We start from the raw sequence: 15,374 nt of genomic DNA, 5'->3' as shown, positions 1-15,374 counted from the left end.
TATACCATCTCGCAAGGGCGAGAACGGACCGGGCTTATCAGCCAAGCCTCGGGGCCGACGGGCATGAGGCGAACGATGCGTGCGACGACGAACCGGACGAATCTGGCCGCCGGCTTTCGGGCCGGACTGGCCGGCTTGAGCCTGTCGGCGATCGGCTGGTTCGCCGCCCTCCCGGCCCTCGCCCAGAGCTTTCAGACAGCCGCTCCCCACGCCATCCTGATCGATGCGGATTCGGGCTCCGTGTTGTTCGAAAAAGCGGCCGACGAGCTGTTCTCGCCGGCCAGCATGGCCAAGCTGATGACCACGGAGATCGTGTTCAACGAGATCCGGCAGGGCCGGCTCAGCATGGACAGCGAATTCCAGATCACCGAGGACGCCTGGCGCCGGGGCGGTGCCGGGGGAGGCGGCTCCTCGATGTTCGCCCAGCTCAACAGCCGCATCAAGCTGTCCGATCTGCTGCGCGGCCTGATCGTGCAATCGGGCAACGACGCGGCCATCGCCATCGGCGAGGGCATCGCCGGCTCGGAGGAGAATTTCGGTCGGATGATGACCGTGCGAGCCAAGGAAATCGGCCTGACGCGCTCCACGTTCCGCAATGCCACCGGCTATTCCGCGCCGGACCAGAAGGTCACCGCACGCGATCTCGCCAAGCTGGCGATCCACCTGATCGACACCTATCCCGATCTCTACAAGATCTTCGCCGAGCGCGAGTTCACCTGGAACAAGATCAAGCAGCAGAACCGCAATCCGCTGCTGACCCTCGATATCGGGGCCGACGGGCTCAAGACCGGATATCTCGAGGAATCGGGCTACGGCCTCACGGGCTCGGCGGTCCAGAACGGCCAGCGCCTCATCATGGTGGTCAGCGGCCTCAAGACGGCGCGCGACCGCGCCGCCGAGTCGCGCAAGCTGGTGGAATGGGGATTCCGCGCCTTCGAGCCGCGCCAGATCTTCGCCAGCGGTGAGACCGTGGCCGATGCCTCCGTCTTCGGCGGGGCGCAGGGTAGCGTCCCGCTGGTGGCCAAGAAGCCGGTCCGGGTGCTCCTGCCCCGTGGCAACGGCGACCGCATCAGCGCCCGCGTCGTCTATCAGGGTCCCCTGACCGCGCCGGTGGAACAGGGCAAGGAGGTGGGCCGCCTGCGCATCACCCGCGGCGACACCCAGGCCCTCGACCTGCCGGTCTATGCCGGAGAAGACGTGCCAGCCGGCACGATCCCGCAGCGCGCCCTCGACGGGGCCTGGGAGTTCGGGACCGGCCTGTTCCGGCGCGCCTTCGACAAGGCCGGTGCCAGTGATAAGGCCAGCGCGACCGATAAGGCCGGCGCCAAGTCGTGACCGGCCGAAACCGCGGGCGGGGAGGGGTCTTCATCACCTTCGAGGGCGGGGAGGGGGCCGGGAAATCGACCCAGATCGCCCGTCTCGCGGCGCGCCTGCGCGGTGCGTCCTCCATGCCGGTGGTAACGACGCGCGAGCCCGGCGGCTCGGTCAAGGCCGAAGAAATCCGTGAGGCGTTGCTGGCCGGTACGGTGAAGCGGCACGGCCCCTTCGCCGAGGCGCTGCTCTTCTCAGCCGCCCGGATCGACCATCTCGACACGCTGATCCGCCCGGCCCTCGACCGCGGCGAGACTGTGCTGTGCGACCGCTTCTCGGATTCGACCCGTGCCTATCAGGGAGCGGCGGGAGGCCTCGAACCGACCCTTCTCTCGACCCTGGAGCGGGTCGTCGTCGGCGACACGAAGCCCGACCTCACCCTGATCCTCGACCTCGACCCCGTCATCGGCCTCGCCAGGGCGAAGGCCCGCGCCGGGGAGGGGGAGGCGGCCGACCGGTTCGAGGCGGAGGCCCTCGCCTTCCACACCCGCCTGCGGCAGGCGTTCCTCGCCATCGCCGCAATGGAGCCGGAGCGCTGCGTCGTCATCGATGCCGGCCTCCCCCCGGATGCGGTGGAAGAGGCGATCGCAGCCGTCCTCGCGGCCCGCCTGCCCAGCCTTCTCTCCGGCCCGGAGGCCACCGACGATGCGGCCTGACCGTGCTCCGGAGGATGTCGAACCCGGCGACCTCGCCGACATCCCCCGCCCACGCGAGCAGGCAGGCCTCGTCGGCCATGCGGAGGCGGAGGCCGCCTTCATCGAAGGGATCGGCTCGGGACGCCTGCACCATGCCTGGCTCATCGGCGGCCCGCGCGGTATCGGCAAGGCGACCCTGGCGTATCGGGTGGCGCGCTGGCTCATCGCCAACCCGCGCCCCGGCCGCATCCCGGATACCCTCGCGGTCGATCCCTCGCATCCGGCGGCGCGGCAGGTGGCGGCCCTGTCGCATCCCAACCTCGTGGCCCTGCGCCGGACGCGGCCGCACAATGCCAAGACGCTCGCGACCAAGATCTCGGTCGATGCCGCGCGCCATGCCCTCGACCTGTTCGGCTCGACGGCGGGCAATGACGGCTACCGCATCTGCATCGTCGACAGCGCCGAGGATCTCAACGCCAACAGCGCCAATGCCCTGCTCAAGATGGTGGAGGAGCCGCCGCCGCGCTGCCTGTTCCTCATCGTCAGCCACGCGCCGGGCCGGCTCCTACCGACGATCCGCTCACGCTGTCGCGCCCTCAACCTGCGCCCCCTGGGGGAGGGGGAGGTGGCCGAGGTCCTGGGAAGCTTCCCTCCCCCTTTCGTCCGGCCCGACCCGGAGGTCCTGGCCCGTGCCGCCGCCCTCTCCGAGGGCTCGGTGGCGCAGGGCTTCGCCATGCTCGACCCGGCGACGTCCGGCCTCGTCGGCGAGATGGAGACCCTGCTCTCGCGCCTCGACCATCCCGACTGGCGCCGCATCCTGGCGCTGGCCGACAAGCTTTCGGGGCGGGACGCGGACGAGCATTTCGCCGCGAGCCTCGAGGCGGTGTTCCGCTTCGTCTCCGCCGAACTCGACAGACGGCGCCACGAGCCCCCCGCTCGCCTTGCGGCCCTGGTGGAGGTGTGTGACAAGATCGCCCGCGCCGCCCGGGAGGCCGCGACCTACAATCTCGACCGCCGGCCGCTGATCCTCTCGCTGTTCGGCGACCTCGCGGGCGCCGTACGCTGAAGGGACGTGAGCCGGTTCGGCCCGTGCTCCCGGAGCCGTCCCGTGAACCCATGAACCCTGTATCCGGGGATACCGCTACGCGATGGCCAACGATCCAGGCCCCACCCTTTCCGATGCCGAGACCTTCTCCGGTGCGAAAACCTTCGGCATCAGCACGGCTATCTCCTATCCCAACGGCGCGCCGCATATCGGCCACGCCTACGAGGTGATCGCCACGGACGCGATCGCGCGCTTCAAGCGCCTCGACGGCTACGACGTGCTGTTCTCCACCGGCACCGACGAGCACGGACTCAAGATCCAGCAGACCGCCTCCAAGGCCGGGATCAGTCCGAAGGCCCTGGTCGACGACATGGCCGCGCGCTTCAAGGCCATGGCCGAGGCGCTGAACTGCAGCCACGACCGCTTCATCCGCACCACGGAGCCGGACCATTATGCCGCCGCCCAGGAACTCTGGCGGCGCATGGAGGCCAATGGCGACATCTACCTGTCGAAATACGCCGGCTGGTACTCGGTGCGCGACGAGGCCTATTACAACGAGGACGAGACCGAGACCGCCCCCGACGGGACACGCCGCGCGCGGGAGACCGGCACGGCCGTGACCTGGATGGAGGAGGAGAACTTCCTCTTCCGTCTCTCCGCCTACCAGGATCGGCTGCTGGCTCTGTACGAGGCCCAGCCCGACTTCATCGGCCCCGAGACACGGCGCAACGAAGTGGCGAGCTTCGTCCGCTCCGGCCTCAAGGACCTCTCCGTCAGCCGCACCACTTTCGACTGGGGCGTGCCGGTGCCAGGGCACCCGGACCACGTCATGTATGTCTGGGTCGATGCGCTGACGAACTACCTCACGGTCACCGGCTTCCCCGACGATGCGGATCCACGAAAAAGCTTCTGGCCGATGGACCTGCACGTCATCGGCAAGGACATCGTGCGCTTCCACGCGGTCTACTGGCCGGCCTTCCTGATGTCGGCGGGCCTGCCGCTCCCCAAGCGCGTCTTCGGCCACGGCTTCCTCCTCTCCAAGGGCGAGAAGATGTCGAAGTCGCTCGGCAACGTGGTCGATCCGATGGACCTCATCGCGACCTACGGGGTCGATGCGTTGCGCCAGTTCGTCCTGCGCGAAGTCCCCTTCGGCGGCGATGGCAATTACAGCCACGAGGCCATCATCACCCGCTACACGGCGGACCTCTCGAACGGTCTCGGCAACCTCGCCCAGCGCTCTCTCTCCATGATCGCGAAGAATTGCGGTGGCCTCGTCCCCGAGCACGGCGACTTCACGGAGGACGACCGGGCCCTCCTGGCGCTGGCGGACGCCCTGCCGGGCTCCGTGCGGGTGGCGATGGACAAGCTCGCCCTCCACACGGCGCTCGCCGACATCTGGGCCGTGGTGACGGCCTCGGACCGCTATTTCGACGCGCAGAAGCCCTGGGTCCTGCGCAAGACCGACCCTTCCCGCATGGCCGCCTCGCTCTACGTGGTGGCCGAGACCTTGCGGGCCATCGGCATCCTAGTGCAGCCCTTCATGCCGGATTCGGGCGCCAAGCTCCTCGACCTCCTGGCCGTGCCCGCCGACAGGCGGCAGCTCGCGGATATCGGGGAGGGGGGTCGGCTGGTGCCGGGCACGGCGCTCCCCGCGCCGAGCGGGCTGTTCCCGCGCTTCGTCGAGCCGGAGGCTCCCGCCGTCTGAGGCGGGGTCCGCAGCGTCACCGAGAATCCCGAGTTTTGTCCATGCTGGTCGACAGCCACTGCCATCTCGACTTCCCGAACTTCGTCGAGGATCTTCCCGGCGTGATCGCCCGCGCCGAGGCGGCGGGCGTGACGGGGATGCTCACCATCTCGACGCGAATCGCCAAGGCGCGGGTCTACGAGGCCCTGTCCGAGGCTCATCCGCAGATCTGGCACACCGTAGGGACCCATCCGAACGGGGCAGGGGACGAGCCCGACGTGCCCACGGAAGAGATCGTCGCCCTCACCCATCATCCGCGCTGCGTCGGGATCGGCGAGGCGGGGCTCGACTACCATTACGAGGACGCCGCCCCGGAAGCGGTGCAGGAGCGGGTGTTCCGCCGGCATATCGCGGCCTCCCGCGAGACCGGCCTCCCCCTCGTCATCCATGCCCGCGATGCCGACGAGCACATGGAATCGGTGCTCGTCGACGAGATGAAGCGCGGGGCCTTCAAGGCGGTGCTGCACTGCTTCTCCTCGGGCCGGCGCCTGGCCGAGGTCGGGGTCGAACTCGGCTTGTTCGTCTCCTTCTCGGGCATCGTCACGTTCCGGCGCTCGCACGAGCTCCGCGACATCGCCCTCGCCGTGCCCCGCGACCGCATCCTGGTGGAGACGGACGCGCCGTTCCTGGCGCCCGAGCCGCATCGTGGGCGCAGCAACGAGCCGGCCTATACCGCCGACACCGCCCGCTCCCTGGCCAAGACCCTCGACATGGAGTTCGAGGCCTTCGCGAGCCTGACGACGGCCAATTTCCACCGCCTGTTCGACAAGGCGACCCCATCCGGCGGCCGGGCGGCATGACAGAGGCCCGCGCGCTCCGCTACCAACGGACCGGGAGGTGCGGATGGGTTCTCTGACGTTGACGATCCTCGGCTGCGGCTCGTCCGGCGGCGTTCCCCGTGTGGGTTACGGCTGGGGCGCTTGCGATCCGTCCGATTCGAGGAACCGGCGGCGGCGCTGCTCGATCCTGGTGGAGCGGCGAGGGCAGGCGGGGTCCACGACCCTTCTGGTCGATACCTCGCCGGATTTGCGGGAGCAGCTTCTGGCGGCGCGGGTCCAGAGCCTCGACGCGGTGCTGTTCACCCATGCCCATGCGGACCATACCCACGGGATCGACGACGTCCGGCCGCTGGTGATCCACATGCACCGGCGCATCCCGGTCTATGCCGATGCCGAGACTCGCGCCCTGCTGACGATGCGCTTCGGTTATTGCTTCGAGACGCCGCCCGGCAGCGCCTATCCGCCGATCCTCGACATGAACGATCTCGTGGCGGGCGAGCCGGTGACGATTCCGGGTGAGGGCGGTGCGATCGAGGCCGTGGCCTTCGGTATGGAGCACGGCACCGAGAGCGCCCATGGCTTTCGCTTCGGCCCGGCGGCTTACGCGCCAGATGTCAGCCTGATGCCGGAAGCGGCCAAGGCGCAACTCCGCGGCCTCGATCTCCTCATCATCGATGCCCTGCGCGACACCCCTCACCCGACCCATTACTCTGTCTCGGATGCGCTCGCGCTGATCGAGGAGGTGCGCCCGCGCCGCGCGATTCTCACCAATCTCCACACCGATCTCGACTACGCCACGCTCGCGGCCAAGCTGCCGCCGGGCGTGGTTCCGGCCTATGACGGATTGTCGGTGAGCGTGGACCTCTAGACGCGCAGGCAGGGTGCCGGGGAGGGCGCGCGTCAGTTGCGCATGGGGTCGGCCGGGATCAGGCCGGCATTGACCAGGATCTGCGCCGTGGCCGCCTTGGCAAGGCGGTCATAGCCCGCATCGGTCATGTGCAGCCCGTCGGGGCCGATCATCTGCGCCGGGCTCAGGAGGCCGCTGGCGGCCCAGGTCCGCATCAGGGCGTGACGGCGGATCACCGGCACGTCGAGCTCGGCCGCGAGGCTGTGCAACGCGTCGCCGTAGCGCTCGGCACCGTTGGTCGTCGTCAGGCGGCGGCACCATTGCTGGTCCATGAGGATGACGTCGGAGCCGGCGGCGCGCATCGCCGTGATGCCCTGGCGCGTCAGTTCGGTGAAGCGCTCCACCGTGACGCCGGTCATCGGGTCGTTGCTGCCGGTCTGCCAGATCACGAGGTCGGGCCGCTCGGCCAGAACGTCCCGGTCGAGGCGGCGGGCCATGGCCTCGGCGTCGTCACCACCCTTGCCGCGGTTGAGGACCGTGACGATGGGGTGCTTGGCGCCAGCGACGTCGAGACGTCCCTGCAGGTCTTCTTGCAATTGGGCGGGGTAGGCGGTGGCGGGGGAGGAGGCCCCCGACCCTTCCGTGGACGAGGAGCCGAAGGCGACGATGCGGATGTCGGATCCCGCCTTCACCAGGGCGGCCACGTGGGAGAGCTTGGCCAGCGCCCGGGCGGGAATGGCCGGCTTCGATACCACGGGCTCCGCCCATGCCGGAGCGCCGAGGCCCAAAGCCACGAGGGCCAGGCCGAGGAACGGGGCGGCGCAGGGTTTGAGAAGGGTCAGCATCGGATCCGCTTCGAGAACGATCGGGGCGGGCGGTCGCGAAGACCGGTCCCACTCCGCCACGGGTTAGACACGCGTTTTGAGATAGGATTGTGACGATTGCCCCTGAAACTGGCGGATCGCTTAAGGAAGCTGGTGAGCAAGGCGTAAAGCCGCCATCTCTCGGCGACACTTCATGGAATGGTGAATCCCAGCTTCGTGTCAAGTTGGTCCTGTAAGCCCCCCCTCACCCCGTTCTCCAGGGCTTCATGTTCCATAATATATCTTATGCGAATGGCAGATATGGGTTCTGAAAGGGCCTGATTCGCCATCCAGGTTCGCCGTGCCGGACGGTACCGACCGACGGCTCGCACTGGATCTCCCTAGGATGCCCGCGCCGTGTCCGGCGCCCTGCCCTCGCCGGTGGTGAACAGGCCGTAGCGCAGGGCCAGGGTCGGCAGGATCAGGAGGTTCAGGACCGTCGAGGTCACGAGGCCGCCGAGGATGACGATGGCCATCGGCCCCTCGATCTCGCGGCCGGGCTCGCCGGCTCCCAGCGCCAGGGGCAGCAGGCCGAGGCCGGTGACGAGGGAGGTCATCAGGATCGGCACCAGCCGGTCGGCGGCCCCTTCCACCGCCGTGTCGCGGTCCCACGCCCGGCCGTCGATGGCGACGAGATGCTCGTAATGCGAGATCATCATGATGGTGTTGCGCAGCGAGATGCCGAACAGCGTCACGAAGCCGACGATGGAGCCGAGCGACAGCACGGCCCCGGTGGCGAAGACCGCCAGTACCCCGCCAACGAAGGCGAAGGGCAGGTTGACCAGGACCAGCATGAGGTTGCGCGCGCTGCCCGTGACCATGGCCAGCAGCAGCACGATGCCGAGGCCCGCGAGCCCGGAGAACAGCAGCAGATCGCGCTTGGCCCGCGCCTGGGCCTCGGCCGAGCCTGAGAAACTCACATAGACGCCGCTCGGCAGGGCCACTTCCTTGGCGATCTTGCGCCGGGCGGCCTCGACGAAGGAGGCGACGTCGCGCCCCGTGACGTTGGCGGTGATGGCCTGGACGCGCTGGGCGCCCTGATGCTGGACCTGGTAGCGTCCCGAGGTCTCGTAAATGTCCGCCACCTGGGCGAGGCGGATGAAGCGGCCGTTCGAGGAGCGCAAGGGGAGGTCGCCCAAAGCGGTGAGACGTCCCCTCGCCCCGGAATCGAGGATGACGAGGACGTTGAAGACCGCGTTGCCCTCATAGGTCTGGCCGACCACGTCGCCCTGATAGGCGGTGCGCACCACCTCCATCACCTCGACGGCCGAGAGCCCCCAATGGCGCAGGTCGTTGGGCCGGAGCCCGACGTTGATCTGCGGCAGCCCGGCCGGGGAAGCCTGCTGGATGTCGGTGGCGCCGCGCACCTCTGCGAGTTCGCGGGCGATGTCGCGGGCGGCGGCCTCGATCCGGGCGAGGTCGTTGCCGAAGACGTTGATGACGACCGGCGCGGTGTAGCCTGAAACCGTCTCCTCGATGCGCTCGGTGAGGAAGGTCTTGAGCGAGAAGGCGGCGCCGGGAAACCCCGCCATCAGGGTGCGGATATCGGCCTCGGCCCTGCCCTGCCCCGCGCCGTCGAGCCCCGGTTCGAGGTCGATATGGATCTCGCTGTAATGGGTGCCGGCGGTGTCCTGCCCCGCCTCGGCGCGGCCGATCTGAGAAGCCACGGCGCGGATGCCGGGGATCTTCCGAAGTTCGGTGGTGATGCGGCCGCCGAGGCGCATGGATTCCCCCAGCGATGTGCCGGGCGCCGCCGCCATGTGCAGGATCAGGTGGCCCTCCTTCAGGTCGGGCAGGAAGGTGCTGCCGAAGAACGGCGTCGCGGCGGCGCCCGCCAGGGTCACGAGGATGCCGAAGGCGATGACGATGCGCGGTGCGCGGTTGATCCCCTGGAGGAGGCGGGTGTAGCCGCCGCGCGACCAGCGCATCACCGGCGGGTCGCGCATGTCCGTCTCGCGCCGCCCGGTGAGGAGCATCATCGACAGGGCGGGGGTGACGGTGAGCGCCACAGCGAGCGAAGCCACCACCGCGAGGATGTAGGCGAGGGCGAGGGGGGCGAACAGCTTGCCGGCGATGCCGGACAGGACCAGCACCGGCAGGAACACCAGCAGTACCGCGAAGGTGGCGTAGGCGACCGCGGTGCGGACTTCCAGGATGGCGTCGATGACCACCCTCCCCTCCGGGACGGGCGAAGCGAGGCGCCGGTTCTCGCGCAGGCGTCGCACCACGTTCTCGACGCCGATCACCGCGTCGTCCACCACCTCGCCGATGGCGATGGCGAGGCCGCCCAGGGTCATGGTGTTGAGGCTCTCGCCCATGGCCTGGAGCGCCACCACGGCGGCGATGAGCGAGAGCGGGATCGCCACCGACGAGATCACGCAGGTGCGCCAATCGTACAGGAAGGCGAACAGCACGACGACGACGAGGATGCCGCCGAGCCCGAGCGCCTGGAGCACGTTGGCATTGGCGATGGTGATGAAGTTCGCCGGCCGGAACAGATCCGGCCGCAACGCCACGCCTTCCCGGTCGAGGGCCGGGCGCAGGTCTTCGAGAGCGGCCTCCACGCGGGCGGTGACCTCGCGGGTATTGGCGCCGTATTGCGCACCGACCATGAGGAGCACGCCGCGCTTGCCGTCCACCAGGGCGGCGCTGATCGGCGGCTCGCCGGCGGCGACCACGGTTGCGACGTCGCCGAGGGTCACGCTGGCGCCGCCCTCGTTGATGAGGACCGTGCGGGCCAGTTCCTCCGGGGTGAGCGACTGCCCCTCGGTCTGGAGGGTGACGCGCTGGTTGATCGTGTCGACGAAGCCCGCCCCGCGCACGCCGGTGGCCTTGCGGGCGGCGGCGAGCACGTCGTTCATGCCGATATTGTAGCGGATGAGGTCCGCCGGCCGGATCTGGACCTGGAGCGAGCGCACGGCGCCGCCATAGACCGAGACCTGACTGACGCCCGGCACGGCCAGGAGCCGGAGGCGCACGGTCCAGTCGGCGATGGTGCGCAGGTCGAGGTCGGAGCGTCGCTCCGAGGTCAGGCCGACGAGGAGCACGGTGCTGGTGGCCGAGGTGAGAGCGGTCATCGCCGGGGGCAGCACGCCCTGCGGCAGACGGCCGGCGAGCGCCGTCAGCCGTTCGGTGACGAGCTGGCGGACGCGATAGACGTCGCTGCCGGTGCCGAAGGTGACGGTGATGACCGACAGGCCCTGGATCGAGCTCGACCGCAGGGATTCGATCCCCGGCAAGCCGTTCACCGCCACCTCGATCGGTTGGGTGACCAGCACCTCCACCTGTTCGGGATTGAGGCCGGGCGCCTCGGTCTGGACGACCACGGAGGGCGGGGCGAATTCCGGGAACACGTCGTATTTCGCGTCCCCCAGCACGTAGATGCCGTAGCCGGCGAGCGCGAGGCTGAGCGCCAGGACGATGCCGCGAAAGCGCACCGCGAAGGCGACGAGAGCCGCCTGGGGGCCGCTCGGGGAAGCGTTCGGAACGTCGCTCACGTCAATCGTCGTCCACGCCGCCGGAGACGGAGAGCAGGCTCTTCATCTCCTCGGACAAGAGCGCCTGCGCGCCCGTCAGCACGATCTCGGTCTCACCGGGCAGGTCCTCCACCACATAGGCATCGGCCGACATGGGCGGGTCGGCCTTGAGGGCGTGGCGGGCGAAGGCGTCGGGCGCCACCGCGCGGTAGATCCAGGTTCCGCCCTGCCAATGCACCACCGCATCCTCGGGCACGCTGATGCCGGTGACGCTCCGGTCGGAGGCGAGGAAGGCGAGCATGCTCATGCCGGGCAGGAAGCCGCTATCGCCCGGCACGGTGTAGAAGTAGCTGAGGCCCTGGATGCGCTGGTCGGTGCGGGTGGCCGGCGAGACGTAGCGCAGCGCGATCCGCGCGCTCTGCGGCGGCACCTCGGCGAAGGCGGCGGCGGGTTGGCCCTTGATGATCTCGCCCGGCGGCAGGGTCACCTGGACCAGGAAGTCGACGCGCTCGATCAGCCGGGTGATGGCCGGCGAGCGCTCGACGATGGCCCGTCCGATCACCGGCCCCCATTCCTGCTGCGCCGTGGCGGTGAGGGTGCGGACCTGCGATTCCGCCGCCGCCAGAGCGGCCTGATCGGTCTGGAACGTGCCCTCGGTGGTCTCGACCTGGACTGTCGTGGCGTAGGGGCCGAGATTCTTGGCGCGCTGGAAGGCGTTGCGCGAGACCTCGACCCGGGCCTGGGCGGTCTGGAGCTGCGCCCTGGCGCTGGCGTAGGAATTCGTAAGGTCGGTGACCCTGGCGACGTCGAGGACGCTGCCATAGGCCTGGAGTTCCTCGCGGTGCGGCGCGTAAGGGCGGACCTGCGTGGCGATGCCGAGGCGCTCGCGCTCCTCCGGCTTGAGCCGGACCACGGTGCGCCCGTCCTCGATGGCGGTGCGCTGAGCCGGAAGATGACGCGGGGTAGGGGGACCGGGGGCGACCCGCTCCCGCAGTTCGGCGATGAGGGCCGTGCCGGCTTCGCTCACCGCGAAGGCGGCGATTCCGGCCACGATTCCCGCGAAGAGGAGACCACGCACCCACGACACCAGAACCGCCCTCCCCGGCCTCGCGATCGATACGCCGCGTTGTCCCTCGTGAACGGATACAGCGTCGCCCCGCAACCCGATACGGGCGATGCCGGATTTTCCCGTCCTGCCTCACCTCCTGCCTCGCACCGTTGCGCCGGCCTGCGCGCGGTTTCGCGATTCCCGCGGCCGTGAGATGGTGGAGGCGGCCGGAGAGCGTCGTGACCCACATCATCCCGCTGCCCTACAGGCCGCCCTACGACTGGCCCGCGATCCGGGCCTATCTCGGTGGCCGGGCCATTCCGGGTGTCGAGGTGGTGACGTCGGACGCCTATGCCCGGACCGTCTTCATCGGCGGGCTCCCCGGCACGATCTCCGTCATGCGGGGCGGGGACGATGCCCTCGTCGCGACGGTGGATCATCCCGATCCGGCGATTCTGCCGGACGTTCTGGCACGGCTGAGGCCGATGTTCGATCTCGATGCCGACCCGGCCCTGATCGCGGCCGCGCTCTCGCGCCACCCCGACCTCGCCCCCCTCGTGGCCGAACGGCCGGGCCTGCGGGTTCCGGGCGCCTGGGACGGGTTCGAGATCGCGGTACGCGCCATTCTCGGACAGCAGGTCTCGGTCAATGCGGCGACCCGGCTCGCCGGCCGACTAGTTGCCGCCTTCGGTGAAGCGATGGCGCCGGAATACGCCGGAACGGGGCTGACCCACCTGTTCCCGACGCCGGATCGCCTGCTCGATGCAGACGTGGCCGCGACCCTCGGCATGCCGGGGGCACGCGGCAGAGCGATCAGCGCCCTTGCGGCGGAGGCCCATGCAAATCCCGCTCTGTTCGCACGGGGACGCGGGCTCGATCCGGCGGTGGCCGCCCTGAGGGCGTTGAGCGGGATCGGCGAGTGGACGGCGCAGTACATCGCCCTCAGGGCCTTGCGCGAACCGGATGCGCTGCCGGCGAGCGACCTCGCCCTGCTCCGGTCCCTCGATACCGGGGCGGGGCGTCCGACACCGGCGCAATTGCTTGTCCGCGCCGAAGCTTGGCGGCCCTGGCGGGCCTACGCCGCAGTGCATCTCTGGACGAGCGACGCCGCGCGGATCGCCGCCGCCCTGCCTGTCCCCAAACCCGCCGCCAAGCGCCGCCCTCCCCGGCTCGTCTCCGGGCAGGATCCGTAATGTCAGCCCTGCTTCCGGCGGCCTTGCTCAGCCCGTCATGGGCGGGACAGAAGGGGATGGCGGTACCGCCAGCGAAGAAACATCTCCGAGCAAAGCCCCCGAAGGGATCATGACCTCTCCGTCCGCCTCCCCCGGCCCGGCCGTCGAGACCCGTGGCGCCGGGGCCGCTTACCCGCTCCTCCTGTTCACGACCCTGCTGTGGGGCGGCAACGTGGTCGCGGGCAAATGGGCCGTCGGGGAAGTCTCGCCTCAGGTGCTCACCTGCCTGCGCTGGGCCTTCGCCTGCCTCGCGCTGGCCTTGCCGGCCTGGCGCGGGATCGTGGCCGAGCGCCACCTGATCGCGCGCCACTGGCGCTACGTCCTGCTGATGGGGGCCTGCGGCTACACCGCCTATGCGAGCCTGTTCTACGCCGCCGGCATCTACACCACCGGGGTCAACGTCGCGCTGTTCCAGGGGGCGATCCCGGTCCTCGTCATCCTGCTGAACTATGTCGTGCACCGCGTCGCCGTCACCGGGGCGCAGATCCTCGGCGTCGTCATCACCCTCGGCGGCGCGGGCGTCGCGGCGACCCACGGCGACTGGCACATCCTGTCGACGCTTTCCTTCAACATCGGCGACATGCTGATGCTCGGCGCCTGCCTGCTCTATGCCGGCTACACCGTCGCCCTCGCCGACCGCCCCAAGATGTCCGGCCTGACCTTCTTCTCGGCGATGGCGCTAGCGGCCCTCGTGACCTCCCTGCCCGCCCTCGTCCTCGAACAGGCTGCCGGAACCCTGATCTGGCCGACACCGAAGGGGTGGGCCATCGTCGCTTTCGTGGCCCTCGGCCCGTCCCTGATCGCCCAGCTCTCGTTCATGCGGGGCGTCGAACTGATCGGCCCGAACCGCGCGGGGGTGTTCGTGAACCTCGTGCCGATCTTCGGCTCGGGCCTCGCCATCCTCGTCGTCGGCGAAGCGTTCCAATGGTACCAGGCCGCGGCCTTGGCCCTCGTGCTCGGCGGCATCGTCATCGCCGAGCGCTTCGGCCGCCGCGAACGCCCAGGCGGTGGGTGAGGCGAGACGTCCGGTTCAGCCGGCGGCCGCGCGCTCGAGGGCGGCGATGTCGAGCTTGATCATGTGCTGCATGGCGGAGAAGACGCGGCTCGCCACGGCCGGATCGGGGTCGGCCAGCAACCGGGGGAGGATCGTGGGTACGATCTGCCAGGGCACTCCCCACCTATCCCGGAGCCAGCCGCACATGATCTCGGCCCCGCCATCCGCTATGAGCGCCGTCCATAACCGATCGACCTCGTCCTGGTCGGCGCAGGCCACCGAGATCGAAGCGGCGGTGCCGTAATCGGCCGTGGCGCCTCCGTTCAGGGCCTGAAAGCTCTGTCCGCCGAGGGTGAAGGCCACCAGCAGCGCATCGCCCGCCTCCCCGCCCGGCCAGGGTCCAGGCGAGCGCTGGACATGGTCGATCCGCGAATCGGGGACGAGGGAGACGTAGAGGCCGACCGCCGCCTCGATATCCCTCCCGAACCACAGGCAGGTGCTGACCTTGGGCATCGTCGACTCCTCTCGCGAGACCGGGCACGGATGAGGATATCAACGATCCGGTCCCGATCCCATCAGATGATGAGTCCCCGCCGCAGGGCGATGGCGACGGCCTGGGTGCGGTTGGCGGTGCCGAGCTTGGCGCGGGCGGAGCGCAGGTGGAAATCGACGCCATGGGCGGAGATCCCCATGACCTCGCCGATCTCCCAATCGGTCTTGCCTTCGGCCGCCCATTGCAGGGCCTCGCGCTCGCGCGGGGCGAGGCGCGCGGAGGCCGCCGGGCTCTGCCCGTTCAGCAGCAGCAGGTGGCCGAACGCGTAGGTGGCGATCAGTTGGAGCATGCCGCGATCCGCCGGATCGATGGCGAGGCGCTCGCCCGAGACGCTGAACCCGGCGGTCTCGCCGTCGAGGGTCATCAGCGGGATCGTCAGGCCGTCGCGCAGATGGAAATCCGCAGCCTCGTCCATCACCCTGCGCGCCAGGGGATCGTCGGCATGCTCATCGGTGGCGTCGCTCCAGGCGAAAGGCGCGGTCGAGTAGCCGAGGCGCTGCACCGTGGGGTCGTGGAAGGCATAGCCGCGCGTCAGGTAGCGCCGGCCCCATTCCATCGGGAAGGTGTTGAGCAGGACGTGGCCGCGCTGCTGGCGGACGGACGTGCCCCGTACCGGCACCGTGGCCGCCATGATATGCGCGACGCCGAGATCCGCCAGTTCCGCCGCCAGAACCCGGGCGACGTCCTCGCCGCTCGCCGTCCGGTCGAGGGAACGGAGGAAGCCGAGGGTCTGATCGAGGGATTTGCGCGTCACCCGCATTCTCGCCGGAGAATCCGACCACCATTC

13 protein-coding genes are annotated in these 15,374 nt (G+C 69.6%); 8 read left to right on the top strand and 5 right to left on the bottom strand.

Going from position 1 to position 15,374, the window contains the following annotated elements:
* Positions 1–75 precede the first annotated feature (75 nt).
* From AC0IXR_RS07765 to AC0IXR_RS07740, 6 genes are all read left to right on the top strand, one after another.
* Positions 76–1,335, top strand: coding sequence for a D-alanyl-D-alanine carboxypeptidase family protein (locus tag AC0IXR_RS07765; RefSeq protein WP_471760330.1), 1,260 nt, complete (start codon positions 76–78; stop codon positions 1,333–1,335).
* Complete coding sequence (tmk, locus tag AC0IXR_RS07760) at positions 1,332–2,027, top strand: dTMP kinase (protein ID WP_471760329.1); 696 nt, start codon at positions 1,332–1,334, stop codon at positions 2,025–2,027. Before AC0IXR_RS07765 ends, tmk begins: the two co-directional genes overlap by 4 nt.
* Positions 2,017–3,072: a DNA polymerase III subunit delta' gene (locus tag AC0IXR_RS07755; protein WP_471760328.1), complete on the top strand. Its 1,056-nt coding sequence runs from the start codon at positions 2,017–2,019 to the stop codon at positions 3,070–3,072. The genes tmk and AC0IXR_RS07755 overlap by 11 nt, the downstream gene beginning before the upstream one ends.
* A gap of 82 nt (positions 3,073–3,154) precedes the next feature.
* Positions 3,155–4,756, top strand: coding sequence for a methionine--tRNA ligase (gene metG, locus AC0IXR_RS07750; RefSeq protein ID WP_471760327.1), 1,602 nt, complete (start codon positions 3,155–3,157; stop codon positions 4,754–4,756).
* Between the two features lie 41 nt (positions 4,757–4,797).
* The gene (locus AC0IXR_RS07745; protein ID WP_207413091.1) at positions 4,798–5,595 is read left to right on the top strand and encodes a TatD family hydrolase; all 798 of its coding nucleotides are present in this window, start codon (positions 4,798–4,800) and stop codon (positions 5,593–5,595) included.
* 43 nt (positions 5,596–5,638) lie between these two features.
* The gene (locus tag AC0IXR_RS07740; RefSeq protein WP_056424277.1) at positions 5,639–6,442 is read left to right on the top strand and encodes an MBL fold metallo-hydrolase; all 804 of its coding nucleotides are present in this window, start codon (positions 5,639–5,641) and stop codon (positions 6,440–6,442) included.
* Positions 6,443–6,474: 32 nt separating this feature from the next.
* Here the strand turns inward: AC0IXR_RS07740 and AC0IXR_RS07735 are convergent, their stop codons facing one another.
* From AC0IXR_RS07735 to AC0IXR_RS07725, 3 genes are all read right to left on the bottom strand, one after another.
* Positions 6,475–7,266 carry an SGNH/GDSL hydrolase family protein gene (locus AC0IXR_RS07735; RefSeq protein WP_056424280.1) on the bottom strand — a complete coding sequence of 264 codons (792 nt, stop codon included), beginning with the start codon at positions 7,264–7,266 and terminating at the stop codon, positions 6,475–6,477.
* Positions 7,267–7,625: 359 nt separating this feature from the next.
* Positions 7,626–10,781, bottom strand: a complete 3,156-nt coding sequence (locus tag AC0IXR_RS07730; protein ID WP_471760326.1) for an efflux RND transporter permease subunit — start codon at positions 10,779–10,781, stop codon at positions 7,626–7,628.
* 1 nt (position 10,782) lies between these two features.
* Complete coding sequence (locus AC0IXR_RS07725) at positions 10,783–11,838, bottom strand: efflux RND transporter periplasmic adaptor subunit (RefSeq protein WP_471760325.1); 1,056 nt, start codon at positions 11,836–11,838, stop codon at positions 10,783–10,785.
* A gap of 209 nt (positions 11,839–12,047) precedes the next feature.
* Here AC0IXR_RS07725 and AC0IXR_RS07720 point away from each other — a divergent pair, with 209 nt between their 5' ends.
* Together AC0IXR_RS07720 and AC0IXR_RS07715 are read left to right on the top strand one after the other, a co-directional pair.
* Positions 12,048–13,001, top strand: a complete 954-nt coding sequence (locus tag AC0IXR_RS07720; protein WP_471760324.1) for a DNA-3-methyladenine glycosylase family protein — start codon at positions 12,048–12,050, stop codon at positions 12,999–13,001.
* A 109-nt stretch (positions 13,002–13,110) separates the two neighbouring features.
* Positions 13,111–14,055, top strand: coding sequence for a DMT family transporter (locus AC0IXR_RS07715; protein ID WP_207413094.1), 945 nt, complete (start codon positions 13,111–13,113; stop codon positions 14,053–14,055).
* Between the two features lie 15 nt (positions 14,056–14,070).
* Here the strand turns inward: AC0IXR_RS07715 and AC0IXR_RS07710 are convergent, their stop codons facing one another.
* Together AC0IXR_RS07710 and AC0IXR_RS07705 are read right to left on the bottom strand one after the other, a co-directional pair.
* The gene (locus tag AC0IXR_RS07710; RefSeq protein ID WP_471760323.1) at positions 14,071–14,547 is read right to left on the bottom strand and encodes a VOC family protein; all 477 of its coding nucleotides are present in this window, start codon (positions 14,545–14,547) and stop codon (positions 14,071–14,073) included.
* A 62-nt stretch (positions 14,548–14,609) separates the two neighbouring features.
* Positions 14,610–15,341, bottom strand: coding sequence for an autoinducer binding domain-containing protein (locus AC0IXR_RS07705; RefSeq protein WP_207413096.1), 732 nt, complete (start codon positions 15,339–15,341; stop codon positions 14,610–14,612).
* Between the last annotated feature and the right edge of the window lie 33 nt (positions 15,342–15,374).

The sequence above is a fragment of the Methylobacterium sp. AC832 genome (assembly GCF_979256025.1).
The sequence above is the reverse complement of the archived record's forward strand: the minus strand, read 5'-3'. Positions and strand labels throughout refer to the sequence as shown.